General features: G+C 58.9%; 17 protein-coding genes. 6 read left to right on the top strand and 11 right to left on the bottom strand.

Going from position 1 to position 17,964, the window contains the following annotated elements; translation table 11 throughout:
* Positions 1-26 precede the first annotated feature (26 nt).
* On the top strand, positions 27-2,408 hold the full coding sequence (locus V6L79_RS03985; protein WP_338579845.1) for a penicillin acylase family protein: 2,382 nt from the start codon (positions 27-29) through the stop codon (positions 2,406-2,408).
* Between the two features lie 14 nt (positions 2,409-2,422).
* On the opposite strand, the gene ubiA is transcribed toward V6L79_RS03985, so the two are convergent.
* Both ubiA and V6L79_RS03975 read right to left on the bottom strand, forming a co-directional pair.
* Entirely contained in the window at positions 2,423-3,313 is an 891-nt protein-coding gene (gene ubiA, locus V6L79_RS03980) for a 4-hydroxybenzoate octaprenyltransferase (RefSeq protein ID WP_338579844.1), read from the bottom strand.
* Positions 3,313-3,876 carry a chorismate--pyruvate lyase family protein gene (locus tag V6L79_RS03975; protein ID WP_395246951.1) on the bottom strand — a complete coding sequence of 188 codons (564 nt, stop codon included), beginning with the start codon at positions 3,874-3,876 and terminating at the stop codon, positions 3,313-3,315. The genes ubiA and V6L79_RS03975 overlap by 1 nt, the downstream gene beginning before the upstream one ends.
* Before the next feature lie 202 nt (positions 3,877-4,078).
* Between V6L79_RS03975 and V6L79_RS03970 the strand changes: the two genes are divergently transcribed.
* From V6L79_RS03970 to V6L79_RS03955, 4 genes are all read left to right on the top strand, one after another.
* Entirely contained in the window at positions 4,079-4,246 is a 168-nt protein-coding gene (locus V6L79_RS03970; protein WP_003437744.1) for a rubredoxin, read from the top strand.
* 41 nt (positions 4,247-4,287) lie between these two features.
* Positions 4,288-5,436: an FAD-dependent oxidoreductase gene (locus tag V6L79_RS03965; RefSeq protein WP_338579843.1), complete on the top strand. Its 1,149-nt coding sequence runs from the start codon at positions 4,288-4,290 to the stop codon at positions 5,434-5,436.
* 188 nt (positions 5,437-5,624) lie between these two features.
* Positions 5,625-5,900: an HU family DNA-binding protein gene (locus V6L79_RS03960; protein WP_016782719.1), complete on the top strand. Its 276-nt coding sequence runs from the start codon at positions 5,625-5,627 to the stop codon at positions 5,898-5,900.
* Positions 5,901-6,091: 191 nt separating this feature from the next.
* Complete coding sequence (locus V6L79_RS03955) at positions 6,092-6,472, top strand: helicase (RefSeq protein WP_261740466.1); 381 nt, start codon at positions 6,092-6,094, stop codon at positions 6,470-6,472.
* Between the two features lie 168 nt (positions 6,473-6,640).
* Here the strand turns inward: V6L79_RS03955 and V6L79_RS03950 are convergent, their stop codons facing one another.
* From V6L79_RS03950 to exbB, 6 genes are all read right to left on the bottom strand, one after another.
* A complete protein-coding gene (locus V6L79_RS03950; protein ID WP_338579842.1) occupies positions 6,641-8,041 on the bottom strand; it encodes an HDOD domain-containing protein in 1,401 nt (466 codons plus the stop codon).
* Positions 8,042-8,119: 78 nt separating this feature from the next.
* Complete coding sequence (recG, locus tag V6L79_RS03945) at positions 8,120-10,195, bottom strand: ATP-dependent DNA helicase RecG (RefSeq protein WP_338580296.1); 2,076 nt, start codon at positions 10,193-10,195, stop codon at positions 8,120-8,122.
* Positions 10,196-10,203: 8 nt separating this feature from the next.
* Complete coding sequence (locus tag V6L79_RS03940) at positions 10,204-11,124, bottom strand: LysR substrate-binding domain-containing protein (protein WP_321835293.1); 921 nt, start codon at positions 11,122-11,124, stop codon at positions 10,204-10,206.
* Positions 11,125-11,286: 162 nt separating this feature from the next.
* Positions 11,287-12,033 (bottom strand): energy transducer TonB, encoded by a 747-nt coding sequence (locus V6L79_RS03935; RefSeq protein WP_261740463.1) that lies wholly within the window; start codon positions 12,031-12,033, stop codon positions 11,287-11,289.
* Positions 12,030-12,455 carry a TonB system transport protein ExbD gene (gene exbD / locus V6L79_RS03930; RefSeq protein ID WP_261740462.1) on the bottom strand — a complete coding sequence of 142 codons (426 nt, stop codon included), beginning with the start codon at positions 12,453-12,455 and terminating at the stop codon, positions 12,030-12,032. Before exbD ends, V6L79_RS03935 begins: the two co-directional genes overlap by 4 nt.
* Before the next feature lie 6 nt (positions 12,456-12,461).
* Entirely contained in the window at positions 12,462-13,442 is a 981-nt protein-coding gene (exbB, locus tag V6L79_RS03925) for a tonB-system energizer ExbB (protein WP_338579841.1), read from the bottom strand.
* 189 nt (positions 13,443-13,631) lie between these two features.
* On the opposite strand from exbB, the gene V6L79_RS03920 reads away from it, so the two are divergent.
* Positions 13,632-14,489, top strand: coding sequence for an SDR family oxidoreductase (locus tag V6L79_RS03920; protein ID WP_321835290.1), 858 nt, complete (start codon positions 13,632-13,634; stop codon positions 14,487-14,489).
* Positions 14,490-14,627: 138 nt separating this feature from the next.
* Here V6L79_RS03920 and V6L79_RS03915 read toward each other — a convergent pair whose 3' ends face one another.
* The 3 genes from V6L79_RS03915 to spoT all read right to left on the bottom strand — a co-directional run bounded on the left by V6L79_RS03915 (position 14,628) and on the right by spoT (position 17,946).
* On the bottom strand, positions 14,628-15,368 hold the full coding sequence (locus tag V6L79_RS03915; RefSeq protein WP_261740459.1) for a hypothetical protein: 741 nt from the start codon (positions 15,366-15,368) through the stop codon (positions 14,628-14,630).
* 67 nt (positions 15,369-15,435) lie between these two features.
* Complete coding sequence (locus V6L79_RS03910; RefSeq protein WP_153432836.1) at positions 15,436-15,816, bottom strand: RidA family protein; 381 nt, start codon at positions 15,814-15,816, stop codon at positions 15,436-15,438.
* Positions 15,817-15,840: 24 nt separating this feature from the next.
* Entirely contained in the window at positions 15,841-17,946 is a 2,106-nt protein-coding gene (gene spoT / locus V6L79_RS03905; protein WP_261740458.1) for a bifunctional GTP diphosphokinase/guanosine-3',5'-bis pyrophosphate 3'-pyrophosphohydrolase, read from the bottom strand.
* Positions 17,947-17,964 lie beyond the last annotated feature (18 nt).

The raw sequence follows: 17,964 nt of genomic DNA, 5'->3' as shown, positions 1-17,964 counted from the left end.
TGTAGTTATTACCCTAAGGACGCTCCATGAAACGCAGCCTTACCGTCATCGCCCTTGTCGTCGCCGCCATCGCAGGCGGCGGGTTCTGGTACGTGCAGAGCAAACTGCCCACTCGTCAGGGGCAAGTTGCGCTTGATGCGCTGCAAGGGCCGGTCACGGTGCGGTATGACGAGCGCGGGGTGCCGCATATACGGGCGGGCAATCAGGCAGACATGTACCGCGCTCTCGGCTATGTACAGGCGCAGGACCGACTGTTTCAGATGGAAATCATGCGCCGCCTGGCGCGGGGTGAGCTGGCCGAGGTGCTCGGCCCCAAGCTGGTCGATACCGACAAGCTGTTTCGCAGCCTGCGCATTCGCGAACGGGCCGCCAGCTACCTGACTGAACTGGATCAGCAATCCCCGGCATTCATGGCCTTGCAGGCGTATCTGGACGGGATCAATCAATACCAGGCCAGCCACGCCAAACCTGTGGAGTTCGACCTGCTGGGCATCACGCCACGGCCCTTTACCGCCGAAGACACCATCAGCGTCGCCGGTTACATGGCCTACAGCTTTGCCGCGGCCTTTCGTACCGAGCCAGTGCTGACTTATATACGCGATCAGCTGGGCAGCGATTATCTGAAAATATTTGATCTGGATTGGCAACCTCAAGGTGTATTGGCCCCGGTGCTGGCAGCCAATGACTGGAAAGCCTTGGGGGCGTTGGCCCAGCTCAGCGATCAGGCCTTGAGCCAGGTGGGCTTGCCGCAGTTTGAAGGCAGTAATGCCTGGGTGGTGTCGGGCAAGCGCACGCAAAGTGGTAAACCACTGCTGGCGGGTGACCCGCATATTCGCTTTTCGGCGCCCTCGGTGTGGTACGAGGCCCAACTTTCGGCGCCCGACTTCGATCTGTATGGCTACCATCAGGCGCTGGTGCCGTTCGCCTTCCTGGGCAACAACCGCGACTTTGGCTGGAGCCTGACCATGTTCCAGAACGATGATCTGGACCTGATCGCCGAGAAGACCAACCCCGACAACCCGAATCAGGTGTGGTACCACGGACAGTGGGTCGACATGACCAGCAGCGAACAACAAATTGCGGTCAAGGGCGAGGCGCCGGTGACACTGACCCTGCGCCAGTCGCCCCACGGGCCAATTATCAATGACGTGCTGGGCACGACCGCGGGCAACACGCCAATTGCCATGTGGTGGGGTTTTCTGCAGACGAAGAACCCGATTCTCGAAGGTTTCTACCAGCTCAACCGCGCCGACAGCCTGAGCAAGGCCAGGACCGCGGCCACCTACATTCAGGCACCGGGGCTCAATCTGGTATGGGCCAACGCCAAGGGTGACATCGGTTGGTGGGCAGCGGCGCAATTGCCCAAGCGTCCAGCCGGTGTCAATCCGGCGTTTATCCTCGATGGCAGCACGGGCCAGGCCGATAAAGACGGCTTTTACCCGTTCAGCGCCAACCCGCAGGAAGAAAACCCGGCACGCGGCTATATCGTATCGGCCAACTTTCAACCGGTGTCACCTGCTGGCATCGAGATTCCCGGCTACTACAACCTGACGGATCGCGGCCAACAACTGAATCGCCAGCTCAGCAATACCAGCGTGAAGTGGAACCTGAAGAACAGCCAAGCGCTGCAACTGGGTACCGCTACCGACTACGGCCAACGCGTGCTCAAACCGTTGTTGCCGGTGCTGCGCGAAGTGGTCAGCGACCCCGCCGAACGCAAGTTGGTGGAACAATTGGCGCAGTGGAAGGGCGATTACCCGCTGGACTCAACCGCCGCCACATTGTTCAACCAGTTCTTGTTCAGCCTGACCGAGGCAACCATGCGCGACAAATTGGGCGATGCCTTTTTTGACGCCATGCTGAGCACCCGCGTGATCGATGCGGCTTTGCCGCGCCTGGCCGCCAGCCCGGATTCGCCGTGGTGGGATAACCGCAATACAACGCAAAAAGAGACCCGCACCGACACGGTCAAGATCGCCTGGCAAGCCAGCATGGCCCAACTTAAGACCGCCTTGGGTGACGACCCTGCCCAATGGCGCTGGGGCCGCGCCCACACCCTGACCCACGACCACCCGCTGGGGAGGCAAAAACCGCTGGACTGGCTGTTCAACGTCGGCCCCTTCGCCGCCCCCGGTAGCCACGAAGTACCGAACAACCTCAGCGCCAAACTCGGCAACGCACCTTGGCCGGTGACCTACGGCCCATCTACCCGGCGCCTGATCGACTTTGCCAACCCGTCCCACGGGCTGACCATCAACCCGGTAGGCCAAAGCGGCGTGCCCTTCGACAAGCACTACCGCGACCAGGCCGAATCCTACATCGAAGGCGATTACGACAAACCGCACATGGACGAAGCCGAAATCCAGCTCAATACGCGCAGTACGTTGCGGCTGGTGCCGGTGAGGTAAAGGTTTTCAGGGTGCTAGCGCAGGGCGTAATCCAATACGATCCCCACAAAAATCGCCAAACCTGCCCAGTGGTTGTGCAAAAAGGCTCTGAAGCAGCGCTGCGGATCGCGGTTACGGGTGTACCAGAATTCCCACGCAAAGCACGCTGCAGCGCCCAGTAGGCCAAGGCGGAACCAGCTACCCAGTTCAAAATGCGCTCCCGCCAGCAACAGACAGCCCAAGGCCAGGCCTTGCAGGCTCAGGATGATTACACGGTCGGCATCGCCAAACAGGATGGCGGTGGATTTGACACCGATCTTGAGGTCGTCGTCGCGGTCGGTCATGGCGTAGTAGGTGTCGTAGGCCACTGTCCACAGCAGGTTGGCGATATACAGCAACCACGCAGCAGCCGGCAGGCTGCCGGTTTCAGCGGTGAAGGCCATCGGTATGCCCCACGAGAACGCAGCGCCCAGTACCACTTGCGGGTAGTAGGTGAAGCGCTTCATGAACGGGTAAGTCGCAGCCAGTGCCAGCCCGCCGAATGAAAGCCAGATGGTTGGCGCATTGGTGAACAGTACCAGCAGGAAACTGACTCCCATCAGCAGCGCAAAAAACACCAACGCCTCTTTACTGCTGATTTTCCCACTGGCCATAGGCCGCTGCTCTGTTCGTTTGACGTGGCCATCCACTTTGCGATCGGCAAAATCGTTGATCACGCAGCCCCCCGCTCGGGTCAGGATCACGCCGAAGACAAAAATCAGCAGGTTGCTCAACGAGGGCACGCCCTTGGCCGCAACCCACAGCGCCCACAAGGTCGGCCACAGCAGCAGATAAATGCCGATGGGTTTGTCCATGCGGGTCAGTTGAATGAAATCCCAGGCGCGAGGGTTCAGGCGATTGAGTGATTTGAGCAAACGCGTGTACATCAGTTGTTCTCCGACCGGGCACTGAGGGCGGCCCACAGTTTGGGTAAAAACACTTCGGCCACCAGCACGCTCAGTGCCCCGCGCACAAAGCGCGAACGGCGGCCCCACAGCAGGTCGGCCTGATCGACTGGCGGCAACCAGTGGCGCGGGTAGTGGCACACTTGCAGCGCGCCACGCTCAAATGCCTGATCGCTAAACAGCAGTTCGCCCAGTGAACGGGTGCCGAGTTCGTCCATGTTCAGACCACCCTCCTCCAGTGAGCTTTGGGCCGCCACGCTACGAGCGAACACCCACGGCTGCCCGTGACCACGTAAATACACTTCGCGCACCCAGCCCTGAACGCCCAGGGGCAGGTCAAGCGCTGCACACTCGTCCGGGCGCAATTGTTGCCAACCTTCAAAAAGCGGAAGCACACTGAAGGAATTATCTGAAACTGCAGTAAGGCGCCGAGTCAGAGAGCCCTCGTCAAATAACCAGTCGAGGGTCTGTGCATCAGGCAGCGCAGCAAGATGGCCTTGTTCAAGCCAGACAGGGGAGATCAGCGGAGAAGTTATGTGCGGCACGGTGGGTCATAATTGGCAGCCATTGAGGTCGGCGAGCTTATCACGCTGGTCCTTGAATGAGCGGTCGAGGGCCTTTTGGCAGCATTGGTGCTTGCATCTGCCTGTGGTCATCAGTACAAAACGCCCTGAATTTAACGAGCAACACGGCAGTCTCGAAAAGTCCGTGAGCTCGTTCAAGCCTGAACCTTTAGGAAGTACCCCGATGAAAAAGTGGCAATGCATTGTTTGTGGACTGATTTATAACGAAGCCGACGGCTGGCCGGATGATGGCATCGCCCCCGGCACACTGTGGCAAGACGTGCCTGAAGACTGGCTGTGCCCGGATTGCGGCGTCGGCAAAATGGATTTCGAGATGATTGAAATCAACTGATCGACCCTTTTAAAACCCTGACTCACTCTCTGGAGATTGGAATGAACGCACCTGTCGTGATCGTTGGCACTGGGCTGGCTGGCTATAACCTGGCCCGTGAGTTTCGCAAGCTGGACAGCGAAACCCCGCTGCTGCTGATCACTGCCGATGACGGGCGCTCCTACTCCAAGCCAATGCTGTCCACCGGTTTTGGCAAGAACAAAGAGGCCGACGGCCTGAGCATGGCAACGCCTGAGGCGATGGCCGATCAACTCAAGGCCCAGGTGCGTCCTCACACCCGTGTCAGCGGGATCGACCCGGGCCACAAGCAGTTGTGGATCGGTGAAGAAGCCGTGCCGTACCGCGACCTGATCCTGGCGTGGGGCGCGCAAACGGTGCAGGTACCCGTGGAGGGTGACGCACAGGACGCGATCTTCCCGATCAATGATCTTGAAGATTACGCCCGATTTCGGGCAGCAGCGGCAGGCAAGCGCCGCGTTCTGATTCTGGGTGCCGGGTTGATCGGCTGCGAATTTGCCAATGACTTGATTGCGGGCGGTTATGAGGTGGATATGGTCGCGCCCTGCGAGCAGGTGATGCCAACCCTGTTGCATCCTGCTGCCGCGGCGGCGGTCCAGGCCGGGCTTGAAAGCCTGGGCGCCCGCTTGCACCTGGGCCCGGTGTTGACCCGTCTGCAGCGTACTGACGCCGGGCTCGATGCGCATTTGTCCGATGGCAGTGTGATCCCGTGCGATGTGGTGGTGTCTGCCATCGGTTTGCGCCCGCGTATTGATATGGCGGCCGCTGCCGGGATTCAGGTCAATCGCGGGATCGAAGTAAACCGTCAGCTCCAGACCTCCCACGACAACATCTACGCGCTGGGCGATTGCGCAGAGGTCGATGGTTTGAGCCTGCTGTACGTAATGCCGCTGATGAGTTGTGCCCGCGCACTGGCGCAAACTCTGGCGGGCAACCCGACGACCGTCAGCTACGGGGCAATGCCGATTACGGTCAAGACTCCGGTTTGCCCACTGGTGGTGTCACCCGTGCCGCGTGGCCATGAGGGTGTATGGACCGTGGAGGGTCAGGGCGCTGATATCAAGGCGCTGTGCCGCGACGCCAACGGACGACTGCTCGGTTATGCCCTGACCGGCGAAGCCGTTCGTGAAAAACTCGCACTGAACAAAGAGCTGCCTGCTCTTTTGGCGTAAACACTGCGCACTCTGTCGCATATGGCATTGCCTGGACTCAACAAAGCCGGTGCAGAGGCTGGCGTCGGGCTTGGCCGCGTGCCATTCTCACACCGGTCTGCCGCAGTTTAGAGCCTGCGGCGCCTTGGAGCTGCTCCGAAGAGAGCAGCACGGACATAACAACAAAAAACCGTCAATGAGGCTTCATCATGCGTAAACCAGATCTCGCCGCCGCTATTGCTGAAAAGGCCGACCTAACCAAAGAACAAGCCAACCGCGTACTCAATGCCGTGCTTGAAGAAATCACCCAGGCCCTGCATCGCAAGGACAGCGTCACGCTGGTCGGCTTCGGCACCTTTATTCAGCGTCATCGCGGTGCCCGCACCGGGCAAAACCCGCAAACCGGTCAGCCAGTCACCATCAAGGCCAGCAACACGGTAGCGTTCAAGCCGGGCAAGTTCCTCAAGGACAGCGTTAATCCTTAAGGCACCGACCCGATGAAGAATGGGCAAGCTGGCCCTTCCAGCAGCCCATTCTTGATAACGAGCGAGTCGATTGTGCGGCCATAAGTGGCAAAAACCATCCCATCTACGCCTATCTCTGCAGATTTATGGCGTTCTTCGCTCAAGTCGTTACACTGCGCCGGCCATTTATCTATTCCCCCGAGGCCGCGTACATGAAATTTCGTTTTTTGCTCTGGATGCTGGGCTTTCTGATGGGCAAAGCCAGCCGTAAGAATCCTGCATTTCAGCAACAATTGGCTGAAAAGGATCTGGTGTTCCAGTTGCAAACCCTGGACGGCAAAGTGGCCCGTCATTTCAAGGTTAAAAACCAGCGCATCACCAGTCACAGCGGCATGTACCCCGAGCCTGCGTTTGCTATCGCCTTCAAAGATGCCGCCTACGGCTTCGCCACGCTGCAAGCGAAAAACAAGCAGTTGGCGTTTATGACCGGGATTCAGGACAAATCGATTCAGATCAAGGGCAACCCGGCGCTGGTAATCTGGTTCCAGGGCCTGACCAAGTACCTCAAGCCGCGTAAAAAACCGAAGGTTTAAGCGTTACGGGTATTTGTAGCAGCTGCCGAAGGAACGAGGCTTCGTTCGATTGCGAAGCGATCGTAAATCCTGAACATACGGTTTTTCTATAAAAACCCATGACCTGGTTTTACGACGGCTGTGCCGCCGGACGCAGCCTCGTTCCTTCGGCAGCTGCTACGTGAAGCATCAGTTCTGGCTGAACTTCGCCGCCATTTCACGCAGCAACACCTCGGCCTCAAGCACTTTGCCGACCACCGCTTCAGCCTTGTCGCGAGGCACGCCCAAGCGCTCAAACAATGCATCCGGCAATGGCGTACAAGCCCCCTGCCCAATGCCGCGACTACGCAGCAACCCCAGCGCTACGCACACCAGATTCGGAAATTGCGCGTCTGTGCCGACGTAGTCCGGATCGTGCTGAAAACGCACCGCTATCGCCAATTCGTCCGGCATTTCCCAAAAACCCATCAACCAAGCGCCCATCTGCTCACGGCTGATGCCCAGCAAGTGCTGTTCGATCACGCTATGACTGACGTGGGGATTAACTTCAAGATGACGGCAAATCAGCGAAAAATGCGGCGGAAACACATAGGCCAGCAGCAAATAACCAAAGTTGTGCAGCAGCCCCGCCAGGTAAGTCAGGCCGACTTCAGGGCGATGCTCACGAGGCATGGCACGGGTCAGCCCTTCAATCACCGCAGCGGTGTAGATCGACTGCTGCCAGTACGGAGTACTCGACTGCGGGTGATCCTTGGGCAAGCTCAGGGTTTTACCCAACGACAGGCTAAGCGCCAGGTTGATCACTAGATCAACCCCTAGCACCCGCACAATGGCGTCTTCAACCGAACGGATCTTGCTCTGTGACGCGTAGTACGAGGATGACGCCCAGCTCAAGACTTGTGCCGCCAGAGCCGGGTCAGTTTCGACAACGCTGGTCACTTCGTCGATGGTGACTTCAGGGTCGGAGCGCAACCGCATGATTTTGCGCACGCTCTCTGACAGCGGCGGCAGCTCGATGGTAGCTTCAAGTCGTTGCTGAATACGCCGTGCGGTAAATGCCTGGACCGCCTGGGTGATTGCCTCACCGTCGTCACCGGCATGATCCCGGTTGAGTTCGATCGTGCTCAAGGGCACACCAAAACGACCGGCGCTGGCGTTGCTGAGCAGGCGTTTGAAGTCCTCCCGGGAAATTTCCAGCATTATCCCCGACTCGCCGGCGCTGATGAGCAGCGAAGGCTGCAACAGCAATTGCTCTTCGTACAGGCAGGGTGAGTTGGTCAGCGCTGGCAAACCGGGCAGCAGGCTCAGGCCATGTTTGTCGAGCAGAAGTTGCAGGCGATCCGGCGCAACGGCGGTCATGCGGCGTCCGATCAAATCGGCCAGACGGTTCAGATCAAGCAAATGGCTCTGCGTATACAGCACCATCAGGGCGCCCACCGAATCATCGAGCAGTACGGCCTGCACCTTGCGCGCCGGGTCAAGCCCAGGGTGATCGGTAACTTCGCGGTAAGCGATGGCCAAGTCACCGAGCAAGCGCCCGATAACAGATGGCGTGCTCGCAACGGCAGGGGCGCTGGCAACTTCAGTCATGGTCTGCATCCGTTCTCTACAACTCAAATTTGATAAGCCGTTACTTGATCGGCCGCAGAGCCATTTCCTGAATGATATTTACACCTGACCGTATTGCTGACCGTGCCGCAGCCAGCGATCCAGCAAGGGGCTGACGTGGCTCGGCCAGCGCTCAATCAACGCCTGGGCAGCCTCGCGCACGGCGGGCAGCAGGTCGGCATCGCGCATCAGGTCGGCGACCTTGAACTGCAGAAGGCCGGTCTGGCGGGTGCCGAGCATCTCGCCGGGGCCGCGCAGTTCAAGGTCTTTTTCAGCAATCACGAAACCGTCGTTGGTCTCGCGCATGATACCCAGGCGCTGACGGCCAATTTGTGACAGCGGCGGGTGATACAGCAACACGCAGTGGCTCGCGGCGCTGCCCCGGCCGACACGCCCACGCAATTGGTGAAGCTGGGACAGCCCCAGACGCTCGGGGTTTTCGATGATCATCAGGCTGGAATTGGGCACGTCGACGCCTACTTCAATCACCGTGGTCGCCACCAGCAATTGCAGTGCACCGGCCTTGAACTCGGCCATGACCGCGGCCTTTTCCGCAGCTTTCATACGCCCGTGGATCAAGCCGACGCGCAATTCGCCCAAGGCGCTGGAAAGGTCTTCGTAGGTGGTTTCAGCGGCCTGGCAGGTCATCTCTTCCGATTCCTCGATCAGGGTGCAGACCCAATAAGCCTGACGCCCTTCCGCGCACGCCGCACGCACTCGCTCGATCACTTCGAGGCGCCGCGTGTCGACTACCAGCACGGTGTTGACCGGGGTTCGGCCAGGCGGCAGTTCGTCGAGGATCGAGGTATCGAGGTCGGCGTAGGCACTCATGGCCAGGGTGCGCGGGATCGGGGTCGCGGTCATGATCAACTGGTGCGGACACATGACGCCGCCCACGCCCTTGTTGCGCAGGGCCAGACGTTGCTGCACGCCGAAGCGATGTTGTTCGTCGATGATCACCAGCGCGAGGTTCTTGAACTGCACATGGTCCTGAAACAGGGCGTGGGTGCCGACAACCATAGGTACGCCGCTGGCGATTTGCTCCGTCGCCGCCACACGGGCCTTGCCCTTGAGCTTGCCGGCCAGCCAGGCAACTTCAAGCCCCAAAGGCTCCAGCCAGCGCTTGAAGTTGATGAAGTGCTGCTCGGCGAGAATTTCCGTGGGGGCCATCAGTGCCACCTGATAGCCCGCTTCAAGCGCCTGCAAGGCCGCCATCGCCGCGACGACCGTCTTGCCGGAGCCTACGTCGCCCTGAATCAGGCGCAGCATGGGCTCGGGCTGGCTGAGGTCGTAGGCAATTTCGTTGCCGACCCGGCTCTGTGCGCCAGTCGGCGGAAAACCCAGATTGGCGAGAAACTGCACCGGCAGCTTTTTCGCCTTGGGCAAGGCGGGCGCCTGCTGGGAACGCAAGCTCTCACGCAGACGCTGCTGGGACAGTTGGTGAGTCAGCAGTTCTTCAAAGGCCAAGCGGTGCTGCGCCCAGTGATGGCCCAGGGCGAGCTCTTCGACGTCTGCATCGGCGGGCGGCTGATGCAAGTAGCGAATGGCTTGGTCCAGCGGGGCCAATTGGTAGTCCTTGGCCAGTTCTGGTGGCAACCAGTCGGGCAGGCTACGCGGACCGAGCATGGCCAGGCTTTGCTGGCTGAGCTGGCGCAGACGTTGCTGGGTCAGGCCTTCGGTTGTGGGATAAATCGGTGTCAGCGTGGTATCGACGGGGGGCGGCTCATCGCCCGTGATGGCGCGGTATTCGGGATGATAAATCTCCAACCCCGAAGCACCGGGGCGAGCCTCGCCATAGCAACGCACTTCGGTGCCGCGCTTGAGGCTGTCTTTTTGCGCATTGCTGAAGTGATAGAAGCGCAGACTCAGGCCGCCGGTGCCATCGTTGATCCGCACCAGCAAGCTGCGGCGCTTGCCCATGACCACATCAGCACCGATGACCCGGCCTTCAACCACCGCATCCTGTCCGGGGCGCAGGGCGCCAATCGGCACCACGCGGGTACGGTCCTGATAGCGCAACGGCAAATGGAACAGCACGTCCTGGACGTTTTCCAGCCCGACCTTGGCCAATTTCTCGGCCATAGCCTCGCCCACGCCCTTGAGCGCGGTGACCGACACTTTCGACAACTCGGTCATCGGCAGGCTTACTTCGCGGCAGGCGGCTTGGCCACCGAACACAGGCGGATCGAGTCAGCGAGAATTTCAATCGCCTTGGGCCGCGGAAAACTCGCGCGCCAGGCAATGGCCACCGTGCGGAACGGTACCGGCGGGGTCAACGGACGCACGGCCAGAATGCCGGGAGCGTAGTGGTGACTGTCGACGGCCGACAACGGCAGGATCGAAATACCCAGGCCTGAAGCCACCATATGACGGATGGTTTCCAACGAACTGGATTCAACCGTGGTGTGCATGGCGCCATCATTGCCTTTGGCCACGGTCGGGCACGCTTCAAGCACCTGATCGCGGAAGCAGTGACCTTCGCCCAGCAACAGCAGGCTCTTGTCGTTGAGCAGGCTGGCGTCGATGGTGTCTTTCTTGGTCCAGGGGTGTTCGCTGGGCATCAGCACGTAAAACGGCTCGTCGTACAGCGGCAAGGTCAACACGTCTGCTTCATGGAACGGCAGGGCGATGATGATCGCGTCCAACTCACCGTTGCGCAGTTTGTCGCGCAGGACGTGAGTGAAGTTTTCTTCGATATACAACGGCATCTGCGGAGCGACCCGGTGCAGTTGTGGAATCAGGTGCGGGAACAGGTACGGGCCCACGGTGTAGATCGCGCCCACTTTGAGCGGGGCGGTCAGTTGGTTCTTGCCAGCTTGGGCCAGCTCGCGAATGCCCTGGGCCTGCTCCAGCACCTTCTGTGCCTGGGCCACAATGGTTTCACCCACCGGGGTCACGCGCACGGCGCTTTTGCTGCGCTCGAAAATCAGCACACCGAGTTCGTCTTCCAGTTTTTTCACACCTACCGACAGGGTCGGCTGGCTGACGTGGCAACGCTCAGCCGCATGGCCGAAGTGTTGCTCTTGGGCGAGGGTAACGATGTAGCGTAATTCTGTAAGCGTCATAGCGGGCGTCCCTGTGGTTGCGGGCCAAGCATAGCGGCTGCAATCGATAGACGCACGTTATCAGACATTACCCTCAGAGCTACAGTAGCCAATCATTGAATGACTGGTTTTTTATCCATACTGCAGATGCATAAAGGGCACCCTGAGGTGCCCTTTATGATGTTATCGCCGACGTTTATCGATGGAATAAACGAACGGTGCCACGATCTCGATGCTGCCATTGGTCAGCATCTCGGGCGGCGGCTTGGGCAATGGTTGTGCCCGGCGAATCATTTCCAGGGTGGCCCGGTCCAGATCAGCATTGCCGGAGCGCCCTACCAACTCGTAGGACAGCACCTTGCCTTCAGCATCCACCACGAAGCGCAGACGGTTCAGGCCTTCCTTGCCACGGGATTGCGCAGCAGGCGGGTACTTTTTGTACTTGCCCAAGTGGTTCAGCAAAGTACCTTCCCAACTGGCTTTGGCCGCCAGTTGTTGAGCCGATGGCCCTGGGGCCGGTGCGGCGGACTTCTCGCTGGTGTTCTTGGTCGGCGTCGCGTCGCTGGGTTTCTCTTCTGAAGGCTTCTCTTTGACCGGTTCCTGTTTCTCCACAGGCTTGGGCGGTTGAGGCTTTTGCTTGGGTTTGACCGGCTTGGGTACAGAAATCTTCGGTTTAGGCGCTTCGGCCAGCTTGGGTATCGGCAACTCTTCCACTGGCGCCGGGGGTTGTGGTGGTGTCACCACTTTAGGCGGCGCAGGTGGAGGCGGTGCGGGCAGTGGTGCCAGATCAACCATCATCGCCTGCGGCGGAAGTTCGATCGCGCGCGGGCTGGACCATTGCAGGGCAAGAATCACTGCCACTGCATGGACACCCAATACCACGGCCAGGCTGGTTGCGTAACGCGTCATCTTTTGGCGCGCTATGGTCATTTCTTGGCTGCCGTCTCAAGTCCGACCAGACCCACCTTCAAGTAACCGGCTGCGCGCAAAGCATCCATCACGCTCATCAGGTCACCGTAATCCACGCCTTTGTCAGCCTGGAAGAAGATCGTCGTGTCTTTGTTGTTGTGGGTCCTGGCATCCAGGGTCGGGCCCAGGGCTTGAACCGTAACCGGCTCTTCACCCAGATACAGGCGCTGGTCAGCTTTGACACTGAGAAATACCGGTTTCTCGGGACGAGGTGCCGGTTTGGCACTCGACGCTGGCAGGTCAACCTTGATATCTACAGTGGCCAGCGGTGCTGCCACCATGAAGATGATCAGCAGTACCAGCATCACGTCAATAAAGGGGGTGACGTTGATTTCATGGTTCTCGGCGAGATCGTCATCGCCTTCTTTTAAATGCAGGCCCATGGCCGATTACCCCACTTTCACCATGTGCGGTTGCGAGCTACGCTCGGGCGGCAAGTGATCGAGGTCACGGCTAACCAACAGCAACACTTCAGCAGACGCATCAGCCACCTGAGCCTTGTAGCCGGTGATGGAGCGGGCGAAGACGTTGTAAATCACTACCGCAGGGATCGCTGCAACCAGACCCAGTGCCGTGGCCAGCAGGGCTTCGGCAATACCCGGTGCAACAACGGCCAGGTTGGTGGTTTGAGTTTTAGCGATACCGATAAAGCTGTTCATGATGCCCCACACGGTACCGAACAGGCCGACGAACGGCGCAGTGGAACCGATGGTGGCGAGCACGCCCGTGCCGCTGCTCATGTTGCGACCGCAAGCCGCCACCAGACGCTCAAGACGGAAGCTCACACGCTCCTTGATGCCTTCTTTTTCGCGGCTATTGGCCGACAGACGCATTTCTTCGAGCGCGTCCTGGACCAACAAATGGGCCAGGGTGCCTTCTTTGGCCGCAGATTCGCTGGCTTCCTTAAGGGTACGGGCTTTTTTCAGGTTGGCGATTTCAACGCGCAGACGACGCTTGGCGCCCAGGACTTCAAAGCCTTTGGCAATCCAGATCGTCCAAGTAATGATCGAAGCGATAGCCAAGCCGATCATCACGATCTTGACGATGATGTCCGCGTTTTTGTACATGCCCCAAGGCGACAGGTCATGGGCCATGCCCAGGCTGTTGTAGTCTTCGGCACTGATTTGCGGTGCGTCATCGGCAGGGGCAACTGCACCTTCAACCAGTGTAGGATCTGTCGCACCTGGTGTTGCAACAGGTGCCGGAGCAGCAGCTTCAGTGGCAGCATGCACGGCTGGGGTGGCAGGTTCGTCGGCAAATGCCGCGACAGGTGCCAGCATCAAGCTGAACATCAGTGCCACAACCCCACGCCAGACGCGTGTTGGGCTCAAAGGCTGGGTTGGCGAAGCGGTGGGATGATTGCGTGTCATGCTAGCCGGACCTGAGAAAAGTAATGAGGTAATGCCCTACAACGCGGTGTAAGACCAAGGGCAAAATGATGGGTTATTATTGCAAGTAATTCTTGTTAACAAAAGCAATAGCATCTGTTTTTTTCGAAAGTCACGACTTAGGTCGTGTCCATTTACGTCACTTTGTAACTTTTCATTAGGAATTCTGCGATGTCCCAAGCCTCTGTTTTGATCGTCGGATGCGGCGATATCGGGAGCCGCCTGGCTGTTCAGTTGCTCGATAAAAACTGGCAAGTGCATGGCCTGCGGCGCTCCATCGACCGGTTGCCTGCAGGCGTCATCGGGGTAGAGGGCGACTTGTTCAGCGAGCACTGCCCGCAGCAATGGCCAACGGGTCAGATCGACTATGTGGTGTACAGCGCGGCAGCGACCGAGCATGACGAAGCGGGTTATCAGGCAGCGTATGTCCAAGGGCTGAAAAACACGCTGAACTGGCTTGAGCAAAACGGTCAGCGGCCAAAGCGCCTGTTGTTTGTGTCCAGCAGCAGCGTTTTTGCCCAGAAGGATGGGGAGTGGATTGACGAGACATCCCCTGCCCAAGCGTCGAACTATTCGGGCCGGATCATGCTCGATGCCGAGCAGGTGGCACTCAACAGCGGCCTTGCGGCCAGTGTGGTGCGTCTGACCGGGATCTACGGGCCGGGCCGCGAGTGGATGCTGGGGCAGGTGCGCAAAGGTTATCGAGTGGCCGTTGACCCACCGATGTATGGCAACCGGATTCATGCCGATGATGCTGGCGGGTTTTTAGCTTTTTTGCTTGAGGCAGACCGCGAGGGCAAAGCGCTGGATGATTGCTATATAGGCGTTGATAACGCGCCGGTGCCTCTGGCTGAGGTCGTGGGTTGGTTGCGCGAGCGTTTGGGTATTACCGAATGGGCCGCCGAAACCAGTACGCGCCGGGCGGGCAGCAAGCGCTGCAGCAATGCCCGCGCCAAGGCGCTGGGCTGGGAGCCGCGCTACTCGAGTTATCGCGAGGGCTATGCCCAAATTTTGGATGGGAAGGCGTAGGCTGACGCGAAACCTGTAGCCGCTGCCGAAGGCTGCGACAAGGGCCGCAGGACCTTCGATTTCAGTAAAAACCGGGGGTGCCACGCGACCCATCGCAGCCTGCGGCAGCGGCTACATAGCGCGGTTTTTGGCGATCAACTACAGCTTTTCCAGGGACCACTCGAGCTTGCCTGGGTAAAACTGAGGCATATCATCGGGCTCGGCGGAATCCAGCGCCTGGAAGATTTCAAGCCTAGGGCCATTGCGGACAAAAATGTGCGCTGCGCCAATCTCACCTTGTTGCAACCAGAGGCTGTCGTGTTCGCCACTCATCGAAGCGCAGTCACCCGCCAGGCACAGTACGTAATTCTGGGTGTTGGGCAAGCCGTTGACTTGGCCGTCGGCTAAAAAGGTCACCTGATTACCCTTGCCCATGCCGCTGGTCACACGCCACTGGCCACCCAAATAGGCAGAATTGAGTGCTGTTTCAAAGCTTGCACCCAGCGGTGCGTCGCTTGCAGCAGTGATCCGTGGACGAACGAAAGGTTGGCGCGGCTCGGCATCAGTCTCGCCCTGGATCAACTCTTCACCTTCCAGGCTCAGGCCCGTGGAGCTGCTCCCATAAAAGCTGACCTGCCACGTACCATCGTCTTCAGGTATCAACTTGCCTTCAACCGACTCAAAGCCGTTGGTGTAATTGGCCGTAGCGTTTTTGGCGTCGATATCCCACTCAAGGTTTGGCCCATAAGCCAGCAGGGCTTCACGCAAATTACCGCCATGGGCAGCTGCGTCGATTGCAGCCTGGTTGATCCAGACACCACTGATGTCGCGGTGAGCGGGTTTGCTGGCACAACCACCCAAAACAACGGCGAGTAGTGACAACACGAGCGCTTTGCGCATGGTGGGATCCTTTTGAAACAAGGAAGAGCGAGGGTTGGCGCAGCATGAAGAGGCTGCGCCGAGGGTGTTACTCAAGTACCAGAATAGCGTCCATCTCAACCTGCGAACCCTTTGGCAGGGCTGCAACGCCGATGGCGGCGCGGGCCGGGTAAGGCTGTTCGAAGTATTTACCCATGATTTCGTTGACCTTGGCGAAGTGGCTCAGGTCCGTCAGGAAGATGTTCAGCTTGACGATGTCCTTGAACGAACCACCAGCAGCTTCAGCCACCGACTTCAAGTTTTCGAAAACCTGGATGGTCTGTGCTTCAAAGCCTTCAACCAGCTCCATGGTTTTTGGGTCCAGCGGGATTTGACCGGACATGTAGACAGTATTGCCAGCTTTGATCGCCTGAGAATAAGTACCGATTGCAGCAGGTGCCTTGTCGCTGGTGATAACAGTCTTGGACATGGGTGACTCCTTGTAATTAGATGGCTACGCACGCATACGAGTGATGCGGATAACCCCGGTAAGGGCGCGCAGTTTTTTGATCACGCGAGCCAGGTGCACGCGGTCGTGCACACTGACTACCAGTTGGACCACGCTGATGCGACCATCGCGTTCGTCCATGCTGATCTTTTCGATGTTGCCGTCGGCGGCGTTGACGCTGCTGGCCAGCAGCGCAATCAGGCCGCGCTGGTGCTCCAGCTCGACGCGCAACTCGACGTTGAATTCGCCGGTAACGTCCTTGGCCCACGAAAGCTGGATGCATTTTTCGGGGTTGTGGCGGATTTCACTGATATTGCGGCAGTTGTCCAGGTGCACAACCATGCCTTTACCCGCAGACAGGTGGCCGACAATCGGGTCACCCGGAATCGGCGTACAGCATTTCGCGTAGCTGAGCACCAAACCTTCGGTACCGCGAATCGCCAGCGGACCTTCCGGGCTCGGCAACGCCTCGCCTTCGCCCAGCAAGCGGCGCGCAACCACATAGGCCATGCGATTGCCAAGACCGATGTCTTCGAGCAGGTCTTCGATCTGTTCCAGGCGGTATTCCTGCAGCATGGCCTGAATACGCTCGGCCGGGATTTTCTCCAGCGCGCTGTTGAAACCGTTCAGTACCTTGTTCAGCAGGCGTTCGCCCAGATTGACCGACTCGGAACGGCGCTGCAGCTTGAGCGCATGCCGAATGTGCGTACGCGCCTTGCCGGTAACCACAAAGTTGAGCCATGCCGGATTGGGACGGGCACCGGGAGCGCTGACGATCTCGACCGTGGAGCCACTTTGCAGTGGTTCGGACAACGGCGCGAGACGGCGATTAATCCGGCACGCAATGCAGCTGTTGCCGACGTCGGTGTGCACCGCGTAAGCGAAGTCGACCGCCGTGGAGCCTTTTGGCAGCTCCATGATCCGGCCTTTGGGCGTGAACACATAAACCTCGTCCGGGAACAGGTCGATCTTCACGCTTTCGATAAATTCGAGGGAGTTGCCTGCGCGCTGCTGCATTTCCAGCACGCCCTTGACCCATTGCCGCGCCCGGGCGTGAGTGCCCGTGTGCTGCTCGTCACCACTGGATTTGTAGAGCCAGTGAGCGGCGATACCGTTGTTGGCCATTTCTTCCATTTCACGGGTACGGATCTGAATTTCGATCGGTACGCCATGCATGCCAAACAGCGTGGTATGCAACGACTGATAGCCGTTGGCTTTGGGAATGGCGATGTAGTCCTTGAAACGCCCCGGCAGGGGTTTGTACAAATTATGTACAGCACCCAGCACGCGGTAACAGGTGTCGACCTTGTCGACGATGATCCGGAACGCGTAAACGTCCATGATCTCGTTGAAGGCCCGACGCTTGCCGCGCATCTTTTTATAGATGCCGTAGATATGCTTTTGACGACCGCTGACTTCGCCCTGAATGCCGTCGATGGCCAGACAGTGACTTAGCGATTCTTCAATTTTGTTGACGATTTCCTTGCGATTGCCCCGGGCGCGTTTGACCGCCTGATAAATGCGCGCGGAGCGCATCGGGTACATCGCCTTGAAACCGAGGTCTTCGAATTCGATACGAATGCTGTGCATACCCAGCCGATTGGCAATGGGTGCATAGATTTCCAGGGTTTCCTTGGCAATCCGTCGGCGTTTTTCGCCGGACAGCACTTCGAGGGTACGCATGTTGTGCAGACGGTCAGCCAGCTTCACCAGGATCACGCGGATATCGCGTGCCATGGCCATGGCCATCTTCTGGAAGTTTTCAGCTTGGGCTTCGGCCTTGGTTTCGAAGTTCATCTGAGTCAGCTTGCTGACTCCATCGACCAGATCGGCCACGGTTTCGCCGAACTGCGCGACCAGCGCTTCCTTGGCAATACCGGTGTCTTCAATGACGTCATGCAGCATGGCCGCCATCAGGCTCTGATGGTCCATATGCATATCGGCAAGGATGTTTGCCACTGCCAGCGGATGCGTGACATAAGGCTCGCCGCTACGTCGGCGTTGGCCGTCGTGGGCTTGTTCTGCGTAGAAGTACGCCCGGCGGACCAGATTGACCTGGTCCGGGCCGAGGTACGCCGACAAGCGATCGGCGAGGGCGTCTATGCTCGGCATGAGGAAACCTCCTGCCAA

The sequence above is a fragment of the Pseudomonas sp. ML2-2023-6 genome, from assembly GCF_037055265.1.
In the GTDB taxonomy this organism is placed as follows: Bacteria; Pseudomonadota; Gammaproteobacteria; order Pseudomonadales; family Pseudomonadaceae; genus Aquipseudomonas; species Aquipseudomonas kulmbachensis.
The sequence above is the reverse complement of the archived record's forward strand: the minus strand, read 5'-3'. Positions and strand labels throughout refer to the sequence as shown.

Bases quoted from the DNA above. Each gene is read 5' to 3' on its own strand.
- V6L79_RS03965 (WP_338579843.1), top strand. From the start codon at position 4,288: ATGAACGCACCTGTCGTGATCGTTGGCACTGGGCTGGCTGGCTATAAC.
- recG (WP_338580296.1), bottom strand. From the start codon at position 10,195: ATGACCGAGTTGTCGAAAGTGTCGGTCACCGCGCTCAAGGGCGTGGGC.
- V6L79_RS03985 (WP_338579845.1), top strand. From the start codon at position 27: ATGAAACGCAGCCTTACCGTCATCGCCCTTGTCGTCGCCGCCATCGCA.
- V6L79_RS03960 (WP_016782719.1), top strand. From the start codon at position 5,625: ATGCGTAAACCAGATCTCGCCGCCGCTATTGCTGAAAAGGCCGACCTA.
- V6L79_RS03955 (WP_261740466.1), top strand. From the start codon at position 6,092: ATGAAATTTCGTTTTTTGCTCTGGATGCTGGGCTTTCTGATGGGCAAA.
- ubiA (WP_338579844.1), bottom strand. From the start codon at position 3,313: ATGTACACGCGTTTGCTCAAATCACTCAATCGCCTGAACCCTCGCGCC.
- V6L79_RS03970 (WP_003437744.1), top strand. From the start codon at position 4,079: ATGAAAAAGTGGCAATGCATTGTTTGTGGACTGATTTATAACGAAGCC.
- V6L79_RS03935 (WP_261740463.1), bottom strand. From the start codon at position 12,033: ATGACCATAGCGCGCCAAAAGATGACGCGTTACGCAACCAGCCTGGCC.
- V6L79_RS03950 (WP_338579842.1), bottom strand. From the start codon at position 8,041: ATGACTGAAGTTGCCAGCGCCCCTGCCGTTGCGAGCACGCCATCTGTT.
- V6L79_RS03915 (WP_261740459.1), bottom strand. From the start codon at position 15,368: ATGCGCAAAGCGCTCGTGTTGTCACTACTCGCCGTTGTTTTGGGTGGT.
- exbD (WP_261740462.1), bottom strand. From the start codon at position 12,455: ATGGGCCTGCATTTAAAAGAAGGCGATGACGATCTCGCCGAGAACCAT.
- spoT (WP_261740458.1), bottom strand. From the start codon at position 17,946: ATGCCGAGCATAGACGCCCTCGCCGATCGCTTGTCGGCGTACCTCGGC.
- V6L79_RS03940 (WP_321835293.1), bottom strand. From the start codon at position 11,124: ATGACGCTTACAGAATTACGCTACATCGTTACCCTCGCCCAAGAGCAA.
- V6L79_RS03920 (WP_321835290.1), top strand. From the start codon at position 13,632: ATGTCCCAAGCCTCTGTTTTGATCGTCGGATGCGGCGATATCGGGAGC.
- V6L79_RS03910 (WP_153432836.1), bottom strand. From the start codon at position 15,816: ATGTCCAAGACTGTTATCACCAGCGACAAGGCACCTGCTGCAATCGGT.
- exbB (WP_338579841.1), bottom strand. From the start codon at position 13,442: ATGACACGCAATCATCCCACCGCTTCGCCAACCCAGCCTTTGAGCCCA.